Source organism: Phenylobacterium sp. NIBR 498073, from assembly GCF_027286305.1.
Lineage (GTDB): Bacteria > Pseudomonadota > Alphaproteobacteria > Caulobacterales > Caulobacteraceae > Phenylobacterium.
Map to the genome: position 1 here is coordinate 448890 of NZ_CP114599.1, position 25019 is coordinate 473908.

Annotated in this window: 22 protein-coding genes; 11 read left to right on the forward strand and 11 right to left on the reverse strand. The window is 70.4% G+C overall.

Features of this window, described 5'->3' with window-relative positions:
* Positions 1-19: 19 nt before the first annotated feature.
* From addA to O4N75_RS02325, 6 genes are all read right to left on the reverse strand, one after another.
* The gene (gene addA, locus O4N75_RS02300; protein ID WP_269627782.1) at positions 20-3490 is read right to left on the reverse strand and encodes a double-strand break repair helicase AddA; all 3471 of its coding nucleotides are present in this window, start codon (positions 3488-3490) and stop codon (positions 20-22) included.
* Positions 3487-6474 (reverse strand): double-strand break repair protein AddB, encoded by a 2988-nt coding sequence (addB, locus tag O4N75_RS02305; RefSeq protein WP_269627783.1) that lies wholly within the window; start codon positions 6472-6474, stop codon positions 3487-3489. Before addB ends, addA begins: the two co-directional genes overlap by 4 nt.
* Before the next feature lie 181 nt (positions 6475-6655).
* Positions 6656-7366 (reverse strand): nucleotidyltransferase family protein, encoded by a 711-nt coding sequence (locus tag O4N75_RS02310; RefSeq protein ID WP_269627784.1) that lies wholly within the window; start codon positions 7364-7366, stop codon positions 6656-6658.
* Positions 7363-8454, reverse strand: coding sequence for an N-acetylmuramate/N-acetylglucosamine kinase AmgK (gene amgK, locus O4N75_RS02315; protein WP_269627785.1), 1092 nt, complete (start codon positions 8452-8454; stop codon positions 7363-7365). The genes O4N75_RS02310 and amgK overlap by 4 nt, the downstream gene beginning before the upstream one ends.
* Positions 8438-8920 carry a tRNA (adenosine(37)-N6)-threonylcarbamoyltransferase complex ATPase subunit type 1 TsaE gene (gene tsaE, locus O4N75_RS02320; protein ID WP_267230862.1) on the reverse strand — a complete coding sequence of 161 codons (483 nt, stop codon included), beginning with the start codon at positions 8918-8920 and terminating at the stop codon, positions 8438-8440. Before tsaE ends, amgK begins: the two co-directional genes overlap by 17 nt.
* Positions 8917-9792, reverse strand: coding sequence for a 1-acyl-sn-glycerol-3-phosphate acyltransferase (locus tag O4N75_RS02325; protein WP_269627787.1), 876 nt, complete (start codon positions 9790-9792; stop codon positions 8917-8919). Before O4N75_RS02325 ends, tsaE begins: the two co-directional genes overlap by 4 nt.
* Positions 9793-9908: 116 nt before the next feature.
* Here O4N75_RS02325 and O4N75_RS02330 point away from each other — a divergent pair, with 116 nt between their 5' ends.
* Both O4N75_RS02330 and O4N75_RS02335 read left to right on the forward strand, forming a co-directional pair.
* Complete coding sequence (locus O4N75_RS02330; RefSeq protein WP_269627788.1) at positions 9909-11420, forward strand: CoA-acylating methylmalonate-semialdehyde dehydrogenase; 1512 nt, start codon at positions 9909-9911, stop codon at positions 11418-11420.
* A 37-nt stretch (positions 11421-11457) separates the two neighbouring features.
* Positions 11458-12099: a hypothetical protein gene (locus O4N75_RS02335; protein WP_269627789.1), complete on the forward strand. Its 642-nt coding sequence runs from the start codon at positions 11458-11460 to the stop codon at positions 12097-12099.
* On the opposite strand, the gene O4N75_RS02340 is transcribed toward O4N75_RS02335, so the two are convergent.
* Positions 12096-12311 (reverse strand): hypothetical protein, encoded by a 216-nt coding sequence (locus O4N75_RS02340; RefSeq protein WP_269627790.1) that lies wholly within the window; start codon positions 12309-12311, stop codon positions 12096-12098. The genes O4N75_RS02335 and O4N75_RS02340 overlap by 4 nt on opposite strands.
* Before the next feature lie 96 nt (positions 12312-12407).
* On the opposite strand from O4N75_RS02340, the gene zapE reads away from it, so the two are divergent.
* Positions 12408-13526: a cell division protein ZapE gene (gene zapE, locus O4N75_RS02345; protein ID WP_269627791.1), complete on the forward strand. Its 1119-nt coding sequence runs from the start codon at positions 12408-12410 to the stop codon at positions 13524-13526.
* Here zapE and O4N75_RS02350 read toward each other — a convergent pair.
* Positions 13523-14407: a LysR substrate-binding domain-containing protein gene (locus O4N75_RS02350; protein ID WP_269627793.1), complete on the reverse strand. Its 885-nt coding sequence runs from the start codon at positions 14405-14407 to the stop codon at positions 13523-13525. The two genes, zapE and O4N75_RS02350, sit on opposite strands and share 4 nt — an antisense overlap.
* Positions 14408-14591: 184 nt before the next feature.
* Between O4N75_RS02350 and sdhC the strand changes: the two genes are divergently transcribed.
* The 6 genes from sdhC to O4N75_RS02380 all read left to right on the forward strand — a co-directional run bounded on the left by sdhC (position 14592) and on the right by O4N75_RS02380 (position 19802).
* The gene (sdhC, locus tag O4N75_RS02355; protein ID WP_269627794.1) at positions 14592-15014 is read left to right on the forward strand and encodes a succinate dehydrogenase, cytochrome b556 subunit; all 423 of its coding nucleotides are present in this window, start codon (positions 14592-14594) and stop codon (positions 15012-15014) included.
* Entirely contained in the window at positions 15014-15412 is a 399-nt protein-coding gene (gene sdhD / locus O4N75_RS02360) for a succinate dehydrogenase, hydrophobic membrane anchor protein (RefSeq protein WP_267230853.1), read from the forward strand. The genes sdhC and sdhD overlap by 1 nt, the downstream gene beginning before the upstream one ends.
* The gene (sdhA, locus tag O4N75_RS02365; RefSeq protein WP_269627795.1) at positions 15412-17199 is read left to right on the forward strand and encodes a succinate dehydrogenase flavoprotein subunit; all 1788 of its coding nucleotides are present in this window, start codon (positions 15412-15414) and stop codon (positions 17197-17199) included. The genes sdhD and sdhA overlap by 1 nt, the downstream gene beginning before the upstream one ends.
* 62 nt (positions 17200-17261) lie before the next feature.
* Positions 17262-18044, forward strand: coding sequence for a succinate dehydrogenase iron-sulfur subunit (locus tag O4N75_RS02370; protein WP_267230851.1), 783 nt, complete (start codon positions 17262-17264; stop codon positions 18042-18044).
* 187 nt (positions 18045-18231) lie between these two features.
* Positions 18232-19461: an FAD-dependent oxidoreductase gene (locus tag O4N75_RS02375; protein ID WP_267230850.1), complete on the forward strand. Its 1230-nt coding sequence runs from the start codon at positions 18232-18234 to the stop codon at positions 19459-19461.
* Positions 19462-19481: 20 nt separating this feature from the next.
* Entirely contained in the window at positions 19482-19802 is a 321-nt protein-coding gene (locus O4N75_RS02380; RefSeq protein ID WP_267230849.1) for a 2Fe-2S iron-sulfur cluster-binding protein, read from the forward strand.
* A 230-nt stretch (positions 19803-20032) separates the two neighbouring features.
* Here the strand turns inward: O4N75_RS02380 and O4N75_RS02385 are convergent, their stop codons facing one another.
* Complete coding sequence (locus O4N75_RS02385; RefSeq protein ID WP_269627796.1) at positions 20033-20614, reverse strand: sigma-70 family RNA polymerase sigma factor; 582 nt, start codon at positions 20612-20614, stop codon at positions 20033-20035.
* 185 nt (positions 20615-20799) lie between these two features.
* A complete protein-coding gene (locus O4N75_RS02390) occupies positions 20800-23118 on the reverse strand; it encodes a PAS domain-containing sensor histidine kinase (RefSeq protein WP_269627797.1) in 2319 nt (772 codons plus the stop codon).
* 91 nt (positions 23119-23209) lie between these two features.
* Here O4N75_RS02390 and O4N75_RS02395 point away from each other — a divergent pair, with 91 nt between their 5' ends.
* Together O4N75_RS02395 and O4N75_RS02400 are read left to right on the forward strand one after the other, a co-directional pair.
* Positions 23210-23800, forward strand: a complete 591-nt coding sequence (locus O4N75_RS02395) for a hypothetical protein (RefSeq protein ID WP_269627798.1) — start codon at positions 23210-23212, stop codon at positions 23798-23800.
* Entirely contained in the window at positions 23793-24200 is a 408-nt protein-coding gene (locus tag O4N75_RS02400; protein WP_269627799.1) for a metallopeptidase family protein, read from the forward strand. The genes O4N75_RS02395 and O4N75_RS02400 overlap by 8 nt, the downstream gene beginning before the upstream one ends.
* Here the strand turns inward: O4N75_RS02400 and O4N75_RS02405 are convergent.
* A complete protein-coding gene (locus O4N75_RS02405) occupies positions 24197-24826 on the reverse strand; it encodes a DUF1353 domain-containing protein (RefSeq protein ID WP_269627800.1) in 630 nt (209 codons plus the stop codon). The two genes, O4N75_RS02400 and O4N75_RS02405, sit on opposite strands and share 4 nt — an antisense overlap.
* Between the last annotated feature and the right edge of the window lie 193 nt (positions 24827-25019).

Genomic DNA, 25019 nt, shown 5'->3' on the forward strand with positions numbered 1-25019 from the left:
GGCGGGCATGGCTCCGGTATCAACCTTCACGATGGAGCTCGGCAAGGGTCTGACGCCACAGGTTTTCTGGAACCGCCATCAGCTTCGGGCCGTCGGTCCAGACCAGGGCCGCCTCGATGCGCCGGCCCTCGAAGATGTCCTCCAGCACCGCGGCGTAGATCGCCATCTGCCGCAGATAGGCGCGGTCGGCGTCCTCGATGCGGTCGGGGGAGGGACGGTTGGTCTTGAAATCCGCCACTAGGACACGGTCTTGCAGCACCACCAGCCGGTCGATGCGGCCGGAAATGGCCAGGCCCGGCGGCAGGCCGCGGGCGGTCCCGGCGACCGAAACCTCGGCCCGGCTGCCGGGCCCGAACACCTCGGAGAAGCGGGCGTCGGTGAGCACGCCCAGGGCTGCGGCGGTCATCTCCGCGCGCTGCTCGCCGGTCAGATCACGTTCGCGCGAGAGGATGCGGACGGCGGCCGATTCGCGTTCTGCGGGCGGAAGGTCGGGCAGGATCTGCAGCAGGCGGTGAATCAGGTCGCCGCGCCGGAACCGGCCCAGGCCCTCTGTGCGGATGAGCGGCGAGGTGGCGGGCGTGGCCACGTCCTCGCCGAGCTGCGAGGGCGAGGCGTAGCGGGCGAAGGCCTCGGCCGGGGGGGCGACCTGGGCCCAGGCGGGCAGGGACGCCGCGGTCTTGGCCTGCGCCTGGGCCGCGCCCAGGGCGACCGGATCGGGGCCGAAGCGCACGAACTCGCGGCCGCCGCCGACGATGGACCGCTTCTCGCCGCCGACATGAGCGTGGTCGAAGGCGGCGACCACCGCGCCCCACCAGCCCTTGATGTTCTCTTCCTTGGCGGTGGCGGAGACCCGGCCGCACAGCACCAGCCGGTCGCGGGCGCGTGTCAGGGCGACATAGAGCAGGCGCGCAGCCTCGTCCTCGTCCTTTTTGACCCGCCACTCGCGCGCCTCCAGCGAGGCGGCGCAGTCGGTCCCCTTCGACGTGCTCCAGAGGAAGCCGCCGGCGGGCGTCGGCATCAGCGGCGAGCCGCGGGCGGTGCGGCCCAGCGTCGTCTCCGGCAGGAAGACGATCGGCGCCTCCAGGCCCTTGGCGCCGTGCGCGGTCATCACCCGGACCTCGTCGCGGCCGGCCTCCATCTCGCGTTTGACGGTGATGTCGAGGCTGGCGAGCGCGGCGGCCAGGCTTTCGAGATCCTCGAGCCCGCGGCTCTCGGCGGCCAGCACCTGGGCCAGGAACTCATCTAGCGCGTCTTCGGCTTCGGCCCCCAGCCGCTCCATCAGGCGGCGGCGCATCGAGCGGCCGCCCTCGTCGCGCAGGGCCAGCAGGCGCGAATAGAACTCGAAGGGCCGCAAGGCGCGGCTGGCGACCAGCCATTCGACCATATCGGCGGCGGCCGACCACTCGGGCGCCTCGTCGCGGCGGCGGCGCAGTACTGCGGCGAGGTTCTCGCGGCCGCGGCCGTGGGCCAGGGCATAGAGGCTGTCGTCGGAGAGGTCGCAGAACGGGCTGCGCAGCAGGGCGGCCAGGGTCAGTTCGTCGGCCGGGTACTGGGCGAACCGGGCCAGGGCCAGCAGGTCGTCGAAGACGATGTGCTCGGAGAGCGCCAGCCGGTCGGCGCCGGCCACCGGGATCTTGCGGTGCTTGAGCGCGCGCAGGATCTCCTCGAAAAGCGCTTTGCGGCGGCGGACCAGGATCAGCACGTCGCCGGCGGTGGCCGGGCGCGGTTGGCGGGTCTCCTTGTCCAGCACCGCGTCGCCGCGTTCGATCAGGGCGCCGATCTCGGCGGCGATCTTCTCGGCCAGCCGCTTGTTGGCGCTGGCCTGGCCCTCCTCGTCGAGCGGCGCGTCCCAGGCGTCGCGGACGTCGCCCTTCTCCTCGCGCTCCAGCGGCCAGAGGTCGACGCAGCCGGCGTCGGAGCGCACCGCCTGGTGGACGATGGCCTCGGCCTCGAGGCGCGGCAGGACAGCGGCGGCGAGCTCGGGCGGGGCGAAGGCCGCGTCGACGAAGGCCAGCACCTGGGGCGTCGAGCGCCAGGAGGTCAGCAGGTCGACCCGCTCGAAGCGGAAGCCGGCGCCGGTGGCGCGCTCGCGGTGGAACTCGAACTCCTGGATCAGCAGCTCGGGCCGCGCGCCCTGGAAGGAGTAGATCGACTGCTTCTCGTCGCCGACCACGAACATGTTGCGCTCGAGCAGGCGTTGGGTGGACTGGCCGGATCCGGCGAAGAACTCCTCGGTCAGGGCGCGGACGATCTCCCATTGCTCGGGGGCGGTGTCCTGCGCCTCATCGACCAGGATGTGGTCGACGCCGCCGTCGAGCTTGTAGAGCACCCAGGCGGCCATCGGTCTCGAGGCGACGAGATCGCGTGTTTTTTCAATAAGATCGGTGAAGTCCAGCGCGCCGGAGGCGGTCTTTTCGATGCCGTAGGCGGCGAGGTAGGCGCTGGCGAGGATCAGCGCGCCGTGGGTGTCGTGGGCGACGCGGGCGGCGCGGCGTCGTTCGCGGGCGATCTCCAGGCGGTCCTGTTCGGCCAGCAGGAAGAACCGCAGGTCCTCGCGGACCTTGAGGCCGGAGGTCTTCTGCACCCAGGCGACCGGCGTGCTCTCGCCCTTTTCGGTGAAGAGGGCCGCTAGCGCCTCGTCGAGACCCGCGCCGGGGACCAGGGCGGCGGCCAGCTTGGCGGAGTTGGTGGTGTCGGCCTTGCCGCCCTGGGCCAGCACCTCGACGCAGTCCTGCCAGGCCGAGCGGTTCATCTGCGCCAGCGCTTCGGCCTCGACCTCGTCGGGGTCGGTGGGGGCGTCGAAGCCGCAGACGCGCCAGACGTCCTCGACCGCGCCCTCAAGGCCGCCCTGAGCGCCCAGATAGGCGGCGAGCGGGCCGCGCTGGAACTCGAAGGTCGCGAACATGCCCTGGAAGCTCTGGAAATCGAGCGCCACCGAGAAGCGGGCATAGGCCTCCGCCACCGCCCCCTCGCCGCGCAGGGCGTGGCGGGCGACGGCCTTGCGCGCGGCGTCGGCGACCGCGGCGCTGGCGCTGTCGTCCATGACCCGGAAGCCGGGCGAGACCCCGGCCTCCAGCGGGAAGCGCCGCAGGAGCTTTTCGCAGAAGGCGTGGATGGTCTGGATCTTCAGGCCGCCGGGCGTCTCCAGGGCGCTGGCGAACAGGGCGCGGGCCTTCGACAGGCTGCGCGCGTCGTAGGCGTCCGGCGTGCGGCCTTCGAGCTTGGCCAGTTCGGCGCTGAGGCTGGCGTCGTCATAGACCGACCAGCCGCCGAGCAGGTCGTAGAGCCGCCGCTGCATCTCGGCGGCGGCGGCCTTGGTGTAGGTGACGCAGAGGATGGTCTCGGGTTTCGCCCCGGCGAGGAGCAGGCGGGCGACCCGGTCGATCAGGGTCTTGGTCTTGCCAGAGCCGGCGTTGGCGGTGACGAAGGCCGAGATGGCCGGATCGGCGGCCAGGCGCTGCGGATCGCCGGCGGTCGCAATCGCGTTCATTCGCCGTCCTCCTCGCCGCTGGTCGACCACTCGAAGACCCGGGCCAGGTGGTCGTAGTCGCTCATGTGCAGCTTCACGAACTGCGGGGCGACGCGTGAGGCGTAGGGGCGGCCATGGTCGAACTGGGCGACCAGCCTGGCCAGGCCCTCATAGGCGTTGGCGGCCGCCAGGGCGCTCTCGTCGCCCGGCAGGGCGCGGACTTCCTCGCGTCCGGCGGGCTTGCGGCCGGTGATCTCCAGATAGGTCAGCTCCCCCGGCTCAGGATGGCCGAGCGTCGGGAAGCCGCCGGATTGAAGGATCGCCGCCGTCAGGGTGAGCTGCGGCGAGAAGCCGGTCTCCACGACTTTTTTCGACGGCGCCTTGCCGGTCTTGTAGTCGAGGATGTGGCCATAGCCCTGCGGGTCGATCTCGATGCGGTCGGCGCGGGCGTTGACGGTGAACGGCCCGGCCGGAGCCTCGATGGTCAGTTCGCCCTTCAGCTCGACGTGGATGGTGCGGCCGTCGGCGCGGCGGCGGCGCTCCAGGTCGGCGACCCAGGCGGCGGCTTCCTTGGCCAGGGCGGTCTCGCGGGCCAGGGCTTCGTGCGGCATGCCGGCGGCTTCCAGTTCGGCGACATAGAAGCCTTCGAAGATCGCCGCGGCGTCGGGCGGCAACTGGTCGGGGTGATCCTCGGCGAGCCGCTCGAAGGCCTTGTGGATGGCGGTGCCGCGGGCGCGGGCCTCGACGGCCTCATCGGGCCGTTCCAGGGGAAACAGTTTGAGGATGTCGCGCGCCCAGACCGCGTAGGGATCGCGGGTCAGGGCCTCGATGCGGGTGACGGCCATTTCGCGCGGGCGGTCGGCGATAGGCGGCGAAGGGGCCGGGCGCTTGGCGGGCCTGTAGTCCTGGGCGGCGTCGAGCGCGCGGGCCCAGTCGAGGACGTCGGGCCGGCCGGGCAGCAGCACGCCGGCGCCGCGAGCCAGGGTCTCCAGCCGCCATAGCCAGCGCGATTTCACCGCCGGAGCGCCCTCGCGACGCTCGGAGTGCAGCAAGATCACCTCGGGCGCGCAGGCGGCCTGGGCGAAGTCGTGGGCGGCGAGGCCGACGCGGCGCTCGGGCGGCGGGAGGCCCAGGCGCTCGCGCATCGGCCGTGACAGGAACGGGTCGAGCGGCGCGCCCTGCGGCCAGACGCCTTCCTCCAGGCCGGCGACTACCAGGCGGTCGGCGCGGGTGAGGCGCGCCTCGATGGCGCCCAGGATGCGCAGGCGTGGATGGGTCGAACCGCCGGTGCGCACGCTCTCGCCGGCCATCAGTCGCGAGAGCAGGTCGGCGAAGCCGCGCGGCGTGACATGGGGCAGACCTTCGGACTCGTCGATCAGCCCGGCCAACAGCCGGGCGAGCGCCTCGCCGCCATGATCGGCCCAGAGGCCGCCGGTGTCGCCGAGCGGATCGACCGCGAGCGCCTCCAGGGTCTCAGTCAGGCGCTGGGCGGCTTCGGCCGGCGGTTGATCGGGCGTGTCGATCATCAGGCGCGCAAGGCCAGCCTGCAGCGTACGCGCCAGGGTCAGCGCGATGTCGGACTTGCCGAGCCGCGCCTCGAGGGCTGGCCAGGTCGTGCAGCGCGGGCCCCGCAGGCCTTCCCGCTCCAGCGCCGCGCGCGCCTCGATCAGGTGCTCGGGATCGAGGCCCAGGCGCACCAGCGGATGCTTGAGAATGGCCAGCAGGGTCACAGGATCAAGCGGATCGACCGCGGCCTTGGCGACCAGGCCGGCCAGCACCCCGCCGGCGCAGCCGGAGAGCGAGAGGCCGGCGGAGGAGTCGGCGGCGACGCCCCAGCGGGCCAGCTTGGCGGCGACGCGGCGGGCCAGGGCCTGATCGGGCGCGACCAGCGCGGCGGTGCGGCCGGGGGTCTCCAGCGCCTCGCGCAGCAGCAGGGCGGCGGCGGTGGCGGCCTCTTCCTCGGCGCGGGCGGTGACGACGGAGAGGCCCGACAGGCCTTCGGCGATGGCGTCGACGCCGTCCTTGTCGCCCTCGCGGCGCAGGCTCTCGATCACCGACAGCCAGTCGGCGGTGCGTTCGGCCGGGCGCAGGGCCTCGTTGATCACCCGGCGGCGCCAGCGGCCGCGCGAATCGAGGGTGAAGGAGGCGGGCCACTCCATGACGTCGCGGCGCTCGACCCCGGCGCGGTGCAGCAGGCGGCGCATGGCCCCCTGCGGGTGCTGCTCGCCGACCTCGATCCAGGCGCTCTCGGCCAGGCTGTCGTCGAGGCCGGGCAGGACCACGGCCCCCTGCGGGGCTGCGGCGACCACGGCCAGCAGGTCGGCGGTGGCGGGCGCGGTGCCCGTGGAGCCGGCGGCGATCAGCACGCCCTGGGGCGGACGGTCGGTCCAGGCCTGGGCGAGCTTGCGCAGCAGGGCCACGCGCCGCTGGGAGACGTCGACCAGGCCAAGCTCGGCCAGGCGCGCGGGCCAGGCGACCTGGGCCATCTCCAGGAACTCGCGGCTGATGCGCCAGTGTTCGGCGAGGTCCGCGCCGACGAGGTCGGCCAGGCCGGCGCCGCTGACCTCCTCGATCTGCAGGCTGTCGAGGAAGCCGCCGAGCGCGTCGGCCAGTTCCAGGGCCGCGGAGGCGTCGAGCTCACGGCCCAGCTGCTTCTCGTGCGCCTTGACCAGCCGGGTCAGCTCGAAGCGGCGGCGCAGGGAGCCGATGGCGGCGGGCAGCTCGACGGCCAGGTCGCCGGGCTCGAACGGCGGCTCGCCCTCGTCGAGATCGCCCAGCGGGCGGATCTGCGGCGGCAGCACGGCCTTGCCGCCGGCCGCGGCGATGAAGGCGTCGGCCAGGGCCCGCGCGCCGCGCCGGGTCGGGGTGAGGATGATCGCCTGCGACAGCGCGTCGGGGCCGAGCGGGGTCAGGGCGTCATAGAGCCCGGCGGCCAGGTCCTGCACGAACGGCCGGTGGGCAGGGATGTTGAACCAGCGCGGACCGGGGCGGGCGAAGAGGGTCATGGGGTCTTCGAGCCCCAGATGTCATCCCGGCTGAACCAGGGCGGAAGGCCGGGACCCATTCGCTCCGCAAGGGCCAGGTGGAAGAGAGGCCGCGCAGCTGCTTGCGCGATCAGGTGTCCATGGGCCCCGGTCTTCGGCCTGCGGCCGAAACCGGGATGACACCCTTGGCGGGGGGCGCCCGTCACCGGAGCTTCGCCTCGGCCGCCTCCCGGGCGGCGGGGTCTCCGACGTGCATCCAGAAGCCGTCCATGACGGCGCCGTAGAGGCGGCCCTGTTCAGACAGCCGCCACCAGACGGGCACGATCGAGAACGCGCCGTCCGGCTCGCCGTCGAGGATTTGGGGCTTGAGGATCTGGAAGCCGACATTGGCGTAGGGCGTCGGCGGCTCGGGCTTGGCCGAGTGGGTCAGTCGGCCGGCTTCGTCCATGAAGAAGCCCTGCGGCCCCTCAAAGCCGATGCCGTGACCGCGGCGGACCAGCAGCAGGCAGAGGTCCATGGCGTCCGGGTTCCAGGTCGCCTTGAGGGTTTCCAGGGCCGGGGTCTCCCCCTCGATCCACAGCGAGTCGATGTTGGCGATCAGGATCGGGTCGTCGCCCAGCAAATGGCGCGCGTGCTTGATGCCGCCGCCCGAGTCGAGCAGGGCGGCCCGCTCGTCGGAGATGAGAATCTTCATGTCGCGCCGACCGGCGAGATGGGCCTCCATCTGGTCGGCGAAATGGTGGACGTTGACCACGGCGGTTTCGATCCCGGCCGCGACCAGCCGGTCGAGGACGTGGTCGATCAGCGGCCTGCCGGCGACGGTGACCAGGGCCTTGGGGCGCTCGTCGGTCAGCGGCCGCATGCGGGTGCCCAGGCCCGCGGCCAGGACCATGGCGGTCTTGATCTGGCTCATCGGCGGGCCTCGGTCGGGACGTGGCGGTCGAACCAGGCCCGCAGGCCGGCCATCGACGGGTCGGTCAGGTTGCGTTCCAGGTAGCGCCAGGTGCGGGGCATGAAGGCCTCGTACTGGCGGCGGCCCAGCAGGGCCTGGCGGGCGAAGACGCGGCCGAGGATGCGCGCGGCGTTGGAGGCGGCCAGCGCGCGGTAGTCGTGGATGAAAGCTTCGCGATCGAGGGCCGGGCGTGCGGCCAGGAAGCGGTCCAGCATCGCCGCTTCCAGTTCGGGCGAGACATCGCGGCGGGCGTCCTGCAACAGATGGGTGAGGTCCCAGGCCGGGTGGGCGCGCAGGGCGTCCTGGAAGTCGAGCAGGCCCACGCGGGCGACGCCGGCGCGCTGCGGCAGCCAGAGCAGGTTCTGAGCGTGGAAGTCGCGATGGGTGAAGACGCTGGCGCCGGCCGCGCCGCGCGCGAACACCGGCCCCCAGAGGGCGTCCCACTCGGCGACCGCGTCGGGCGAAAAGGCCGCGATCTGCGCGAACTGCGGCCACCATTCGAGGAAGGTGTCGGTCCCGACCTTCAGGGCCAGGGCGTCGTAGGTCAGCAGCGGCCAGGATGCGCCGTCGGCGACGAGCACGTCGGGCGGGGTGGTTTCCTGCAGCTGAATCTGGACGTCGACGGCGGCCTCGTAGAGCGGGGCTTCGGGCTCGCCGTCGGCGATCAGGGTCGCGAACAGTCCATCGCCGAGGTCTTCCAGCACGGCCAGGCCGGCGTCGATGTCGTGGGCGAGGATCTTCGGGGCCGAGAGGCCATGGTCGCGCAACCAGGCGGCGGTGGTGACGAAGGCGGCGACCGAGCCGGCGGCCAGGCGCGCGGCGGCGTTGTAGCCCATGGCCAGGCGTTCGGCCTCGCTGGCGCCGGGCGGGCAGACCGCGCTCTCGGCGGCCGGCGGCTGGTCCATGAATATGACGGTCGAGCCGTCGGCGCGATGCAGGCGTTCGTAGGCGCGCGTCGAGGCGTCGCCGGCCAGCAGCTCGCGACGGGCGTCAGCCAGGCCCGCCGCCTTCAGGAACTCGGCCTTGCGGCCGTCACGATCGGAATTCAAGTCCACGTCCTTCCCAGGCGCCCGCCGGCGTCAGCCGGGCGCGCCGCGCCTCCCCGCCGTCCGGCGACTCATCGACGACGATCTCTACATCAAGTCGGTCGGGGGGAAGATGGCCCTCCAGGCGCTCGGGCCATTCGATCACCGCCGCGCCGTCCTCGAGCGCCTCGTCCAGGCCGATCTCATAGGCCTCGTCGGCCGAGGTCAGACGGTAGAGATCGAAGTGCGCGACCTTCAGCCGCGCGCCTTCGTAGAACTGTACGATGGTGAAGGTCGGGCTGGGCACGTCCTCGGTCGCGGTGGTCAGGGCGCGGACCAGGGCGCGGGCCAGTGTCGACTTGCCGGCCCCCAGCGGCCCGGTCAGGCAGATCGCCTCGCCCGGCTTCAGCTCGGCGGCGATGGCCGCGCCCAGCCGCCCGGTGGCGGCCTCGTCATCGAGCCGGAAGTCGCCTTCGGCCTGGGTGATCATGCGAACGGCCTTTCGGGATGCTGCGGCAGGGTGCGGACATAGGCCTTCAGCGCCTCGGTGGCGGCGACCGCGTCGACGACGAGCGCGTCGGGCGGCACCGGCGGACCGAGGATCAGCGAGAACTTCCGGCCGCGCTTGTTCAGCAGTTCGTGGAACAGGGTGATGTCGCGCAGCTCGTTCGAGAAGCGGTTGAAGAAGTGGAACAGGGTCGAGGAGGGGCCGCTGAGGTGCATCGGGATCACCGGCGCCTCGTACTTGCGGGCCAGCGAGATGGCGCTGGGCATCCATTCGGGATCGCTGAGCACGCCGCCTGGGCCGCGCCTAGCCAAGCGGCCGGCAGGGAAGATCATCAGGGCGCGCTCGTCCTCCATGGCCTGGCGGGTCAGCTGCAGGGTCAGGCGGGTGCGTTCGCGGGTGCGCTTGGCCTCGACCCACTCGACGGGGATCAGCACCTCGTCGAAATGCGGCGCGACGCGGTGGGCGTCGGAATTGGCGTAGAAGCAGATGTCGGGCCGAAGGCGCTTGAGCGCGTCGAACACTGCGATGCCGTCGGCGATGCCGGTCGGGTGGTTGCAGATGAAGATCGCGCGCCCTTTCGACGGGACATGCTGCAGGCCGCGGGCCTCGACCTGCACGCTGAGCAGGTCGGAGACGTAGTCGAGGGCGGCGCGGCCGGGCAGCGGGGCGATGGCGTCGGCCATGGCCCGGGCCTTGCGATAGTCCAGGATCTTGTAGAGCGCCGGCCGGACCAGCGGCCACAGCGCGCCGCCCGACAGCCGCGGCGCGCGCTCGGCGATCAGCGTATCGACGATGTGGTCGTGATAGGCGCCGGCGGCAGGCAGGGCGGAGGCGGTGGGCGAAAGGCTCGTCATCGGACGCGCAGAATGCGACGGCCCGCCGCGCCGGAGCAAGCCGAGGGCGAAAACACCGCCGTGCTCACGTTGGGTGACGTCTACCCAGGCCTCTTCGGAGGGCCTACAACGCCGGTATGCGCGACATCCAACACTTCATTTCCGGTGCGGCTCAGCCTGGCGTGTCCGGGCGGTTCGGCGAAGTTTTCGACCCCAACACCGGTGAGGTGCAGGCAAAAGTCGCCCTGGCGACGCCGGCCGAGCTCGACGCCGCGGTGCAGGCCGCGCTGAAAGCGCAACCGGCCTGGGCGGCGACCAACCCGCAGCGCCGCGCGCGGGTGATGTTCGAGTTCAAGCGCCTGGTCGAGGCGCGCATGGACGAGCTGGCGGCGCTGCTGTCGTCCGAGCACGGCAAGGTGATCGCCGACTCCAAGGGCGACATCCAGCGCGGGCTGGAGGTGATCGAGTTCGCCTGCGGAATCCCGCATGCGCTGAAGGGCGAGTACACAGAGGGCGCCGGCCCCGGCATCGACGTCTATTCGATGCGCCAGCCGCTGGGCGTGGCGGCGGGGATCACCCCGTTCAACTTCCCGGCCATGATCCCGATGTGGATGTTCGGGATCGCCATCGCGGTCGGCAACACCTTCATCCTGAAACCGTCGGAAAAGGACCCGAGCGTTCCGGTGCGGCTGGCGCAGCTGTTCATGGAGGCCGGGGCGAACCTGGGCATGGACCTGGCCGGCGTGCTCAACGTGGTGCACGGCGACAAGGTCGCGGTCGACGCGATCCTGACCCATCCGGACATCGCGGCGGTCAGCTTCGTCGGCTCGTCCGACATCGCCCACTACGTCTATTCGACCGGCGCGGCGCACGGAAAGCGCGTCCAGGCGATGGGCGGGGCCAAGAACCACGGCATCGTCATGCCGGACGCCGACCTCGACCAGACGGTCAAGGACCTGGTCGGCGCGGCCTATGGCTCGGCCGGCGAGCGCTGCATGGCGCTGCCGGTGGTCGTGCCGGTGGGCGTCAAGACCGCCGAGGCGATCCGCGAGCGGGTGGTCGCCGAGTTGGAGACGCTGAAGGTCGGGGTCTCGACCGACGCCGCGGCCCAGTACGGCCCGGTGGTCAGCGCCGCGCACCGCAACAAGATCGCCGACTACATCCAGATCGGGGTCGACGAGGGCGCCGAGCTGGTGGTCGACGGCCGCGGCTTTGCGCTGCAGGGCTTCGAGAAGGGCTTCTTCATCGGCCCGAGCCTGTTCGACAAGGTCAAGCCGACGATGAAGACCTATCAGGAGGAGATCTTCGGCCCGGTGCTGCAGATCGTCCGCGCCGAGAGCTTCGAGGAGGCGCTGGCCCTGCCGAGCGCCCACCAGTACGGCAACGGGGTGGCGATCTTCACCCGCAACGGCCGCGCCGCGCGCGAGTTCGCCGCCCGGGTCAATGTCGGCATGGTCGGGATCAATGTGCCGATCCCGGTGCCGGTCGCCTACCATACCTTCGGCGGCTGGAAGCGCAGCGCCTTCGGCGACGTGAACCAGCACGGCATGGAGGGCGTGAAGTTCTACACCAAGGTCAAGACGATCACGGCGCGCTGGCCCGAGGGCATGACCGACGACAGCGCCTTCGTGATTCCCACCATGCGGTGATCGAACTACGCTGCCGCAGGTTCGCGGCGGAGGTTCGATGAAGCGGTTCCAGCTCTGGGCGATCCTCGCCCTGGTCGTGGCCCTGGCGGGGGCCGGCGGTTTCGCATGGTGGAACTACGACCTGCGCTGGCGGCCGCACACGATCACCAAGCATCAGGACGAGATCGCCAGAATCCTTGAGACTTCGGGTTGGGTGTCGCCGGGCAAGACCGGGCCGAAAGTCTACATGGTCTCGTTCCGCACCTGCCCCGACTGCGTGCGCTTCAAGGCCGAGGAGTTTCCGCTGCTGCAGGCCGCGGACGTCGATACCCGGGTGATCGAGATCGCCCGCCGCGACCTCAATGGCGTGGCCAAGTCCACCCCGGCCGAGCGGGCCACGGTGGCCGAGCTGTGGCTGACCCGCTCCTGGCCGCTGATGGAGCAATGGGACGACGCCCCGGCCGCGGCCTGGACCGCGCCGGGCCTCCCGCCGGCCGACGGCGACATGGCGCGCACGGCGGTGGTCGAGGCCGGCCGCAAGATGGTCGACGACCTGACGCCGCTGCTGAGGGCCAACGGGGTCAGGTTCGCCTATCCGACCCTGGTCTGGTGGAGCAAGGACGGCAAGATGCGGGCCTGCGCCTGCGACCGGCGCGAGACCTACAAGCACGTTCGCAGGGAACTGGGCCTGGCCAGTTAGGTGGCGTAGGGGCGGCCGCTGACGATCTGCTTGCTGCGGGTGCGGGTCTTCATGCCGTGTTCGCGGTCGGCGGGATGGCCGCTGGCGCGTCGTCCGAAGCTTTGGCGGCTGGCCTCGTCTTCCAAGGCGTCGTCCGGGGCGAGTTCGAGTTCGGGGTCGGTCTCGCCATCGATGACGGGGTCGGGCGCGGCGTCGCGGTTCTTTCCGGCCATGGCAGGCTCCTCATCTGGGGTGCAACTAGGTCAACCGCCGAAGCGGCGCCCTGTTCCGTGCTTGAGGCGGGGGCGCTGAGGGGCTAGGCGAAGTCCATGCCGTCGCAGTTGCAAGCCGCCTATGACGCCCGCCTGGCGCAGGGCGAGATCCGTCCCGACGCGGCCCAGGCCGCCGCGCTAGCGGCGTTGGTGCGCCTGGAGGGCGACCTGACGCGGGCCGAGCCGAACGGCTTCGCTTCGTTCTTCAAGAAGCCTGAAAGCCAGCGCGGCGTCTATCTGATCGGGCCGGTGGGGCGCGGCAAGTCCATGCTGATGGACCTGTTCTTCGCCTGCGCGCCGGTCGAGAAGAAGCGGCGCATCCACTTCCACGTCTTCATGGGCGAGATCCATCGGCTGATCGACGCCTGGCGCAAGGGCGATCCGGCGGCGCGGAAGGCGAAGTTTGGGCAGCATAAGGGCGACGATCCGATCCCGCCGGTCGCCGACGTGGTCGCCGGCCAGGCGCGGCTGCTGTGCTTCGACGAGTTCCAGGTCACCGACATCGCCGACGCGATGATCCTGGGGCGACTGTTCGAGGCGCTGTTCGCCCGCGGCGTGACCCTGGTGGCGACCTCCAACCGTCTGCCGGACCAGCTCTACAAGGACGGCATCAACCGCCAGCTGTTCCTGCCGTTCATTGCGCTGCTGAAGAGCAAGGTCGAGGTGGTCAGCGTGGCCGGGCCGCACGACTATCGGCTGGATCGCCTGCGCGCCGCCGGCACCTGGTTCAGCCCCAACGATCCCGACAATGCGCGCAGTTTCGACGCGCTCTGGAAGGACATGCTGGGCGGCGAGGAGGAGGTCGGCGAGATCCTGGAGGTGCTGGGTCGCAAGGTGCACCTGCCGCACGCCCAGGGCGGCATGGCGCGAGCGACCTTCGCCAGCCTGTGCTCGGTGGCGCTGGGACCGAACGACTACATCGCCATCGCCGAGCGGTTCCACACCCTGTTCCTGGAAGACGTGCCGATGCTGACGCCGAACCGGCGCGAGGAGGCGCGGCGGTTCGTGATCCTGATCGACGCGCTCTACGAGGCGCACGCCAAGCTGATCGTGCTGGCGCAGGCCGAGCCGACCAAGCTCTATCCGGAGGGCGACGGCGCCTTCGAGTTCGAGCGCACGGCCTCGCGGCTGCAGGAAATGCGCTCGGCCGACTGGCTGGCCGAGGACGCGGACTAGCCGGACCGCAGGCTCTCCACCAGGTCGCGGGCGTAGGGGGCCAGGCCCGCCAGGCTGCGCACGCAGATGGTGAGCTCGCGCTGCGCCCAGTCGTCGGTCAGGTCGACAATGCCCAGCGACATGGTGCGGGCCGCGCGGCGGGCGGTGGTTTCCGGCACGATGCCGACCCCGACCCCGCACTCCACCAGCCGGCAGACCGCATCGAAGCTGCGCAGCTGCACGCGCAGCCGCAGCGGGCGGCCCTCGCGTACGGCCTTGGCCGACAGGAACCGCTGCAGCGAGGAGGCGCGGTCCAGGCCGACCAGGTCGCAGCCGAGCACGTCGGCGAAGGTCATCGACTTGCGCTGGGCCAGCGGGTGGATGGCGCTGGTCACCACCACGAAGCGGTCCGAGCGGAACGGGAAGGTCTCCAGGCTGCCCATGTCGACGGTGCCGGCGACGATGCCGATGTCGCCGACGCCCTCGGCCACCAGCCCGACGATCTCGTCGGAGAGCCGCTCCTCGAGGTTGATGCTGACGTGCGGATGGTCGGCCAGGAAGCGGCTCAGCGCCTCGGGGATGAATTCGGTCAGGGCGTTGGTGTTGGCCAGCAGCCGCACTTCGCCCGACAGGCCGCCGGCATAGGCGCCGAGGTCCTCGCGCAGGCGGGCGGTCTGCGAGAGGATGGTGCGGGCGTGCTTGAGCAGGGTGCGGCCGGCCGGCGTCGGGGTGACCCCTTGCCGCGACCGTTCCAGCAACGGCGCGCCCAGCGCGTCCTCCATATTGCGGATCCGCGTCGAGGCCGCGGCCAGGGCCAGGGCGCAGTGTTCGGCCCCGCGGGTGATGGATCCGGCGTCCGCCACCTCGCAGAACAGCCGCAAATCAACCAGGTCGAACCGCATCCTTCGTCTCCCGCGAAGGATGCATACGGGAAAGACGCATTGCATCAAAAGAAAAAGGTCGAAAACTTCGGCTTTGGCGAAGGGGAGGTCGCTGCTCTGTAGAGAGCGGGACTGCGCCTTCGTTGACACTCGAAGGCCGCGGCTTAAAAGCGGAGCCGCCTCCTACTCAGGAAATACGCTCGTCATGTCCGACGCACCTCGCCCACGCCCGCTCTCACCGCACCTGATGACCGGGGGCATCGGTTCGCCGCTGCTCTGGCGCTGGCACATCACCATGGCGACCTCGATCTTCCATCGGGCGAGCATCTTCGGGCTCTACCTGTCGGCTTTGCTGCTGGCGGGCTGGCTGCTGGCGCTGGCCGGCGGACCGCAGAGCTACGGCGCCTACACCGCCGCGCTCGGCTCGCCGCTGGGGCTGCTGGTGCTGTTCGCCCTGACCTTCATGCTGTTCTTCAACCTGGCCTACAATGTCCGCCAGGCCTTCTGGGACATGGGCAAGGGCTTCAAGATTGCGGAGGCCAACGCCGGCTCGATCGCGATCATCGCCTTCGCCGTGGCGACCACCCTGGCCTTCTGGGCCGCCCTCTTCATCCTGGGAGTGCTGTGATGACCACGGGTCCGACCCTTCGCACCCCCCGTTCGCGCGCGCTCGGCCTCGGCTCGGCGCATCACGGCGTGGGCCATTTCATCGTCGAACACGTCACCGCGGTGATGCTCGTCCCGCTCGGCCTCTGGGGCGCCTGGGTGGCGATTCAGCTCGCCGGCCAGGGCTATGACGCCGCCGCCTACTGGATTTCCAAGCCGGTGAACGCCGTGCTGCTGGCGGTGCTGCTGGTCTGCGCCCTGGTGCATGTGAAGAACGCCATGCAGGTGGTCATCGAGGACTATATCGGCCGCTTCTTCTCCAAGGCCGTCCTGCTGCTGCTCAATTATTCTATCTGCGTCCTCGCCGGCGCCCTGGGCGTCTTCGCGATCCTCAAGGCCGCCTTCTCCGGAGCCTTCTGATGGCCGAGTATAATTTCATCGACCACAAGTTCGACGTCGTCGTCGTCGGCGCCGGCGGCTCCGGCCTGCGCGCCGCCCTGGGCTGCGCCCAGGCCGGCCTGAAGACGGCCTGCATCACCAAGGTGTTCCCGACCCGCTCGCACACCGTGGCGGCGCAGGGCGGCATCTCGGCCAGCCTCGGCAACATGGGCCAGGACGACTGGCGCTGGCACATGTACGACACCGTCAAGGGGTCGGACTGGCTGGGTGACCAGGACGCCATCGAATACCTGTGCCGCAACGCGCCGGCCGCGGTGTACGAGCTGGAGCACTGGGGCGTGCCGTTCTCGCGCACGGCCGAGGGCAAGATCTATCAGCGCGCCTTCGGCGGCATGACCAAGAACTTCGGCGAGGCTCCGATCCAGCGCACCTGCGCGGCGGCCGACCGCACCGGTCACGCCATGCTGCACACGATGTACGGCCAGAGCCTGGCCCACGACACCGAGTTCTTCATCGAGTACTTCGCCCTTGACCTGATCATGGACGAAGGCGTCTGCCGCGGCGTGACCGCGTGGAAGCTCGACGACGGCACCCTGCACCGCTTCCAGGCCCAGCAGGTGATCCTGGCCACCGGCGGCTATGGCCGCGCCTACTTCTCGGCCACCAGCGCCCACACCTGCACCGGCGATGGCGGCGGGATGGCCCTGCGCGCCGGCCTGCCGCTGCAGGACATGGAGTTCGTGCAGTTCCACCCGACCGGCATCTACGGCGCCGGCTGCCTGATCACCGAGGGCGCCCGCGGCGAAGGCGGCTACCTGACCAATTCCGAGGGCGAGCGCTTCATGGAGCGCTATGCGCCGTCCGTGAAGGACCTGGCTCCGCGCGACATGGTCAGCCGCGCCATGACCATCGAGATCCGCGAAGGCCGCGGGGTGGGTCCGAAGAAGGACCACATCTTCCTGCACCTCGATCACCTGGATCCGAAGATGCTGGCCGAGCGCCTGCCGGGCATTTCGGAAAGCGCCAAGATCTTCGCCGGCGTCGACGTGACCAAGGAGCCGATCCCGGTCCTGCCGACCGTGCACTACAACATGGGCGGCATCCCCACGAACTTCTTCTCGGAAGTCGTGACCCGCGAGGGCGACAACCCCGACAAGGTGGTTCCGGGCCTGATGGCGGTGGGCGAAGCGGCCTGCGTGTCGGTGCACGGCGCCAACCGCCTGGGCTCCAACTCGCTGATCGACCTGGTGGTGTTCGGCCGCTCGGCGGCGCTGCGCTGCGCCGATACGATCAAGGCCGGGGCGACCCAGCCGGAGCTCAAGGCCTCGATGACCGACGGTCACCTGGCCCGCTTCGACAAGCTGCGCAACGCCAACGGCGGCACCTCGACGGCGCACCTGCGCCTGGAGATGCAGCAAGCCATGCAGGAGGACGCCGCGGTGTTCCGCACCACCGAGGCCCTGGCCTCGGGCGTCAAGCGCCTGGAAGCCGTGCACGCCAAGCGTCCGGACCTGAAGGTCACCGACCGCGGCCTGATCTGGAACACCGACCTGCTCGAGACCCTCGAGCTGGACAACCTGATCGGCCAGGCGACCGTCACCGTGGTCGGCGCGCATAACCGCACCGAAAGCCGCGGCGCCCACGCGCACGAGGACTATCCGGACCGCAACGACCAGGACTGGATGAAGCACACCCTGACCTGGTTCGACGACGTCACCGGCAAGGTGCGCATCGATGACCGGCCGGTGCACAGCTACACCATGACCAACGACATCGCCTACATCCCGCCGAAGGCGCGGGTTTACTAGGTCCTGTCGATGTCCCGTCACCTCACTCTGCTCAACGCGTCCGCCGTCAAGGAAAGCGTCTGATGGTCCAGCTCGCCCTGCCCAAGAACTCCCGCGTCCAGAAGGGCCGCCACCATCCGGCCCCGGCCGGGGCCAAGAACGTCAAAACGTTCCGGATCTACCGCTACGACCCGGAAGGGAACGAGAATCCGCGCTGGGACACCTATGACGTCGACGTCGACGCCTGTGGTCCGATGGTCCTGGACGTTCTGATCCACATCAAGAACGAGATCGACCCGACCCTGGCCTTCCGCCGGTCGTGCCGGGAAGGCGTCTGCGGCTCCTGCGCGATGAACATCGGCGGCCGCAACACCCTGGCCTGCACCCACGGCCACGAGGAAACACCCGGTTCGGCCTGCCAGATCAGCCCGCTGCCGCACATGCCGGTGGTCAAGGACCTGATCCCGGACCTGACGATGTTCTACGCGCAGTACGCCTCGATCGAGCCGTGGCTGCACACCGAGACCCCGGAACCGCAGAAGGAATGGCGTCAGACGCCGGAGGACCGCGAGAAGCTCGACGGTCTCTACGAGTGCATCCTCTGCGCCTGCTGCTCGACCTCGTGCCCGAGCTACTGGTGGAACGGCGACAAGTATCTCGGCCCGGCCGCGCTGCTGCACGCCTATCGCTGGCTGATCGACAGCCGCGACGAGGCCACGGGCGATCGCCTGGACGAGCTGGAGGACCCCTTCAAGCTCTACCGCTGCCACACGATCATGAACTGCGCCCAGGTCTGCCCGAAGGGGCTGAACCCCGCCAAGGCGATCGCGGAGATCAAGAAAATGCTGGTGGATCGCGTCGTCTGACGCTTCTCCGGAGCGCTTTGGCTTCGGGCGGCTGGCCTAAAGCGTGAAAAAGGGCTCCAAATTCAGAGTTCGAGCGTGATCGCCGCCGCAACCGGTCCACTATCGGCTATCACGTTCGGGAGAGGCGAACGATCCGAACTGTGTTTGGAAAGTTGACGCCGCCGTCACTTTTCTGCATGGGGCTTATATGAGCCAGTCGGACGCGCATGTTGTGATCCTGGGAGCGGGCCACGCCGGTGGCACCGCCGCCGCGTTGCTTCGCCAATACGGGCATGCGGGCCCTATCACCATGGTCGGCGACGAGCCGATTCCGCCCTACCAGCGCCCGCCGCTGAGCAAGGCCTGGCTGAAGGGCGAGGCCGACGCCGACTCCCTGGCGCTCAAGCCGCTGGAGTTCTACGCCGAGCAGAACATCGACTTCCGGCCGAACCTGCAGGCGGTGAAGCTCGCGCGGTCCGACAAGGTCGTGACCCTGTCCGACGGTTCGACCGTGTCCTACGACATCCTGATCATCGCCACGGGCATGCGGGCCATCCGCCTGCCGATCGAGGGCGTAGACCTGCAAGGGGTGCTGACCCTGCGCACGGCGGCCGACGCCGAGGCCATCAAGGCCGCGCTTGGCCCGGGCAAGCGCCTGGCGATCGTCGGCGGCGGCTATATCGGGCTGGAGGTCGCCGCGTCGGCCCGCGCCCTGGGCGCCGAGGCGGTGGTCATCGAGCGCGAGGCCCGCATCCTGGCCCGCAGCGCCTGCGAGCCGCTGTCCAACTTCTTCCACGGCTATCACGTCGACCGCGGCGTCCAGTTCCTGCTCGGGGCCAGCGTCGCCGGCTTCGTCGGCGAGAACGGCAAGGTGACCGGCGTGCGGCTGGCCGACGGTCGGGTCGAACCCTGCGACCTGGTGCTGCTGGGCGTCGGCGCCATCCCCAACGACGACATCGCCCGCGACGCCGGGCTGGAGTGCGCCCGCGGCATCGTGGTCGACCTGGAGGCCCGCACGGCCGATCCCAGCGTCTTTGCGATCGGCGACGTCACCCACCGCCCGATGCCGCACTATGGCCGGATGTTCGGCCCCGAGAGCGTGCCCAGCGCCCTGGAGCAGGCCAAGCAGGCGGCCAGCGCCATCACTGGTCGTCCGGCCCCGACGCCGGAAGTGCCGTGGAACTGGTCGGACCAGTATGACCTGAAGCTGCAGATCGCCGGCCTGCCGTTTGACGCCGACCGCGTACTGCTGCGCGGGGATCCGGCCAGCGGCAAGTTCGCAGTGTTTCACCTGAAGGGAGATCAGGTGCAGTCCGTGGAGGCGATCAACTCGCCCCCGGAATTCATGATGGGCAAGCAGCTCATCGCCAACCGCAAGCCGATCAATGCCGAGAAGCTTGCTGATCCAACGGTTTCCATGAAAGAGGTCGCCGCTTAACAGGCGACGAAGGGGAGTAAATGGCCAAGATCACCTACATCGAGCATGACGGCACCGAACACGTCGTCGACGTGAAAAATGGCCTGACGGTCATGGAAGGCGCGGTGAAGAACAACATCCCGGGCATCGACGCCGACTGCGGCGGCGCCTGCGCCTGCGCCACCTGCCACGTCTATGTCGACGAAGCCTGGCAGGACAAGACCGGCTCCACTTCGGCCATGGAAGACTCGATGCTCGACTTCGCCGAGAACGTTGAGCCGAACAGCCGTCTGTCCTGCCAGATCAAGGTCAGCGACGCTCTGGACGGCCTGGTCGTGCGGATGCCGGAAAGCCAGCACTAGGCGTTTTCCGCGCGCTTATAGCCCGGTCCGGACGCGCGTGCGCGCCGGACCGGAGGCGCGTCCCCAGCGGACGCGATGCGCCTGATCCTTCGTTCGATCGGGCCGATCCAGCCCGTCACCGAAGGCGGCCTGCGGAATCCAGTCCTTGATCTCAGCGTGTCTGCACGACGATGGGGGCGCCCCGGTCGTCTCGGAGCCTAGCGCCGAGACGACTCCTTCCAAAGAGGGCGCTAGGCGACCCGACGCAGGCCGTCGAGCTCGGCGATGATGGTGGCCATGGCGCTGGAGGGCAGGATGTCGTCCTGGCCGTAGGAGCCGTCCTCGATGATCGTCGACAGCCGGTCGCGGGCGCGGCTGACCCGGCTCTTGATGGTGCCGATGGCGCAGCCGCAGATTTCCGAAACTTCCTCGTAGGAGAGGCCGCCGGCCCCGATCAGGATCAGCGCCTCGCGCTGGTCGTCGGGCAGGCAGGCCAGGGCGCGGCGCACTTCGTCGAGCTCGAGGCTGGCGATGGGGTTGGAGGCGGCCTCCAGCGTGCGCTCGGCGACTTCCGGGTCCAGCTGGCTGGAGCGCCACGAGCGGCGCTTGTCCGAGTAGAACTGGTTGCGCAGGATCATGAAGGTCCAGGCCTTCATGTTGGTGCCGGGTTCGAAGCTGGCCCGGTTGTTCCAGGCCTTGAGGAGTGCGTCTTGCGCCAGGTCGTCGGCGGCGGTCGCATCCCGGCAGAGCGAGCGGGCGAAAGCGCGCATCTGGGGGATCAAAGCCGTGAGCTCGGTCTTGAACTCGTGGTCCGCTTGAGCCTGTTCGGTCATGTGGTCACCTCCGTTCAGTCGGGACCGTAGACGCCCCTTAAGGCGTAAACGCGGCGCCGCTCCAAAAGGCTCCGCTTGGCGTGGCTGTTCCGATCACAAATCCTTGTACGGCAAGGTGCGGCGGCGTTTCGAACGCAGCGCAGCAATATGGCGTGATTGCGACGAACCTGGGCGACGAAGGCGGGTTAGAAACTCAGCTCCGGGTGACCGGCTGCGCCCTGTGCGGCCTCGGGCAGGTGGCAGGTGAAGGTCGCCCCGGCGCCGGGCTCGCTCTCCAGCGCCACCCAGCCGCCGTGCAGTTCGACGAGCGCCTTGACCAGGGCAAGGCCCAGGCCCGGACCGCCGCGCTCGCGGCCGATGAAGCGGTCGAAGATGTGCGCCTGGACGTGGAAGGGGATGCCGCGGCCGGTGTCGGTGACCTGCAACTGCACCTCGCCGAGGCCGCGGCGGGCGGCGATGGTCACCACCCCGCCGGGCGGGGTCTGGCGCACCGCGTTCTCGGCCAGGTGGTCCAGGGTCTGGGCCAGGCGGCGCACGTCGCCGCGCAGCAGGCCGATGTCGGCCGGATGCTCGACCTTGATGGTGACCTGGGCGGCCTCGGCTTCCTTTTGCCAGCGGGCGGCGGCCTCGCCGAGCAGGTCGGCGACGCGGACGTCCTCGAGGTCCAGCGCCATCTCGTCGGCGTCGATCTGGGCCATGTCCAGCACGTCGTCGATCGAGCGGGCCAGTTGGGTGGCGGCGGTGCGCACGGCGGCGGCATGGCCGCGGCCGCGTTCCGAGAGGTTCTCGCCCGAGCGTTCCAGCAGTTCGGAGTAGCCGATGATGGTGGTGAGCGGGGTGCGCAGCTCGTAGGAGACGTTGCCGACGAAGTCGCGCTTCAGGCGCTCGGCCTCGGCCAGGGCGGCCGAGCGGTCGGCGAGCGCGCTCTCCAGCTTGCGGGCGTCGGTGACGTCGGCGAAGGCGATCAGGGTGGCGCCGTCCGGCAGCGGGCGGCTCTGGTAGACGACGATGCGCGAGTCCGAGGTCTTCACCTCGCCCGAGATCGGGGCGCGGGCCTGCGGATCGGGGTCGGCGACGCGGCCCTTCAGCTCGCGCCAGAAGTTCATGTCGTGCAGCCGGCGCACGCAGAGCTCGACCACGCCCTCGAAGTCGTGGGCCACCTTCAGCTGGTCGCCGGTGACGTTCCAGAACAGCTCGAACGCCTCGTTGTGCAGTCGCAGGCGGCCGTCGGAGCCGAACACGGCCACGGCGTCGTTGAGCTTGTCGAGAGTGGCCTGCTGGACCTGGATCTGGCCGTTGTACTGGGCCTTGAGGCGCAGCTCGCCGGTGATGTCGGAGAAGAGTAGCACCACCCCGCCCATCGGGTGCGGCTGGCGGCCGACCTTGAGGGTGCGGCCGTCCGGCAGACTCCAGAGGTCGTCGGGGCCGGTGGCGGTGTCTTCATAGCGGTCGAGCTCGGCGGCCTTCCACTTGGCGTAGTCGATGGTCTCCGGCAGCCGGCGACGCTGGCGCAGGCGGTCGAGCACCTCGCCGTGGCTCGGGCGGTCGGCGAGCCAGGCCGGCTCCAGGCCCCACAACTCGGCGAAGGCGGTGTTGTGGAAGATCAGCCGCTTGCCCTCGCCGAAGATGGCGACGGCGTCGGCGATGTGGTTCAGCGTCTCGTCATGGGCCTCGACATGGCGCTTGAGCGCCTCGCGCAGTTCCTCGGTCTCGGTGACGTCGTCGGTCCAGACGCCGACCCCGCCGCCTTCGAGCGGCTGGGCGGTCACCTGGAAGGCGCGGCGGCGTCCGCCCAGGGTGGTCCAGCGCAGGGCCTGGCGCTTGGAGCCGAGGTTGGCCGCCTCGCTGGCCAGGCTTTCGGCGCCCTTGTCGAACGAGGCGCCGCGCTCGGCGGCTTCGTCCAGGCTGGAGACGCCGGCCGCAGCGAGCCAGGCGGCGTTGACCCAGACCGGCGCGCCGTCGGCGGCGGCGATCCAGGCGGGCGCGGCGCGGGCGGCGAGGAAGGCGGCGAAGCGCGGGGCGGTCGGCAGGCCGGCGTCCTCGCCGATCACCGCCGACAGCCGCAGCCAGGCGAGAGCCCCGGCGGCGCGGCCCTCGACGGCGACGACGCCGGCTGGGCCCTGCACCTCGAAGGCGCAGGCTTCGCCGCGCTCGAACAGGGCGCGCAGGCGGCGGGCGTGATCGGGATCGGCGCGCATCAGGGCGGCGACCACGGCCTGCGGGTCGGGGCTGGCCGTGCCGAGCGCCTCGGCGCAGACCGCCAGGCTTTCTTCGCCGGAGGTCAGGCGGGCGTGGCCGTCCTCAACAGAAAGCAGAGCCGAATCGAAGGCGTCGACCGAGGCCTGGGCGGCCTCGGCCCCGGCTTCCAGGTCGGCGATGCGGGCGTGCAGCAACCGGAGCCGCGCGTCGTTGCGGCGGCGCTGGTCCACCAGCCAGAACATGGCGCAGAGGGCGAGCAGCACCGCGCCGGCGGCGGCCCCCAGGATCAGATCTTGCTCGCTCATCGGCGCTCCGTCGCCGCAGGTCGTCGAAGACGGCGAATCATCTCAAGCGACCATAGTTTGGTCCGCGCATTTCGGCGATGATCGGGAGGTCATGACCGCCATCCTCTATCCCGTGGCCGCCGATGCGGCGCAGGCCTTCGCCGCGCCCAAGGGGCGCGCGGCCCGCGAGCGCGACGCCGCGACGCTGGCGGGTGAGGCCGTCGCCTTCCTGACCGAGCCGCTAGGGCCGGTCTATGCGACCCGCGAGGCGGCGCTGGACGCCCTGGCCGGCCGGATCGAGGATGACCGGGCGGGCCGGATCACCACCCTGGCGGCCGAGGATCGCTTCATCCAGCTGACCGAGATGGCCGCGCCGCGCGGCGGCAAGCGGACGCGCGCGCCGGCGCCGGTCGCCCCGACCTTCGAGGACGGTCATCGCTGGCCGGCGCCCGCCCCGCCGCCGCCGACCGTCTGGCGGGCGATGATCTCCTATTGGCGGATCGGCGGCGCGCCGCTGCGCCACGCCGGCGACGCCCAGGCGCGGCAGGCCCGGCGCAAGGGCGGGGAGGACATGGACCGCGACACCCTGCGCGCCCTCACCCGCCAGCCGCTGATGGCGGTGAAGCCGCAGCAGCCGCTCGACATCGGACTTTTCGAGACGCGCCTGCCTGAGGCTCCCCATATAGTCGTGCCTGATGAGTGATCCCTATGCGGGCCGCGCGCCCTCCCTCGACGACCTCGCCGCCCTGGCGCAGGCCGCCTTCGCCGCCCTGCCGGCCGAGTTCCGCAAGCTGACCGGGGACGTGGTCTTCCGGGTGGACGATTTCGCCAGCGACGAGGTGCTGGACGAGCTTGGCATCGAAAACCCGTTCGAGCTGTCGGGGCTCTATAGCGGCGTGCACATCGGCCACCGCTCGGTGCTCGACCCGACGCCGGGGCCGAGCCGGATCTTCCTCTATCGGCGCGCCATCCTCGACGAATGGGCCGAGCGCGGCGACGTCACCCTGGCCGAACTGGTCAGCCACGTGCTGGTCCACGAGATCGGCCACCACTTCGGCCTGAGTGACGACGACATCCACGCCATCGAGGATGCGGCGGACTAAGGCGCCGGGCGCGGCCAGAGCGCCGAGCCGTACTGGGCCTTGAGCGCGGCAAGCGAAGCGGGCTGTTCGAGCAGGTCGCAGGAGGCCAGGGTCGCGACCACGCCGTGGCTGGGCCGGGCGACCGGCGGCGGCGCATAGCGCCCGGTCTGCGGATCGCCGAAGCGCTTCAGCCATTCGTCCGGTCGGCCGTAGGCCCCGCCGCCGAACCAGCGGACGGCGTTGTAGGCGATGGTGGCGGTCGGGGCCGAGACGCCCTGCTCGCGCATGGCGAAGCGGAAGACTTGGTCGGCCTCCAGTCGCCGGTCGGGCTCGCCGACGGCGTAGAGCCAGTCATGCACGATCGCCGCCTCGGCCTGGTCGCCGAATTCGCTGATGACCGAGCGCGCGGCCGCCGGCACCGAGGCGAAGTCGGTGACATAGCCGGTCGGCACGACGATCAGGGCCTTGGTCGGCGGATAGCAGTAGAACAGGTCGGCGGTGACGATCAGCGCGCGCCGGCCCTCGATCCGGGTCTCGCGCATCAGCCGCAGGCTGGCCCCGGCGGGATCGACCTGCTGGCCGGCGACAGGCGTTGCGGAGAGCCCAGCCAACAGCAGCGCGGCCAATGTCCTCGCAAGACGTCGCATGAGGGCCACCTTCGATGGAACATTGAAAGCACTACACCAAAGGTGTGTCGAGTCGCCGGGGGCTGACCGCGTGGGCAAGCCCCGCGAGCTGACAGCGGCTCCTAAAAGTGACGCTGCCGTCATTTTCCTTGACGGATCGCTGTTCTCGGGGGAGGCTTTTTCAACGAGGAAACAGTGGGCGCCGATGCGCGCC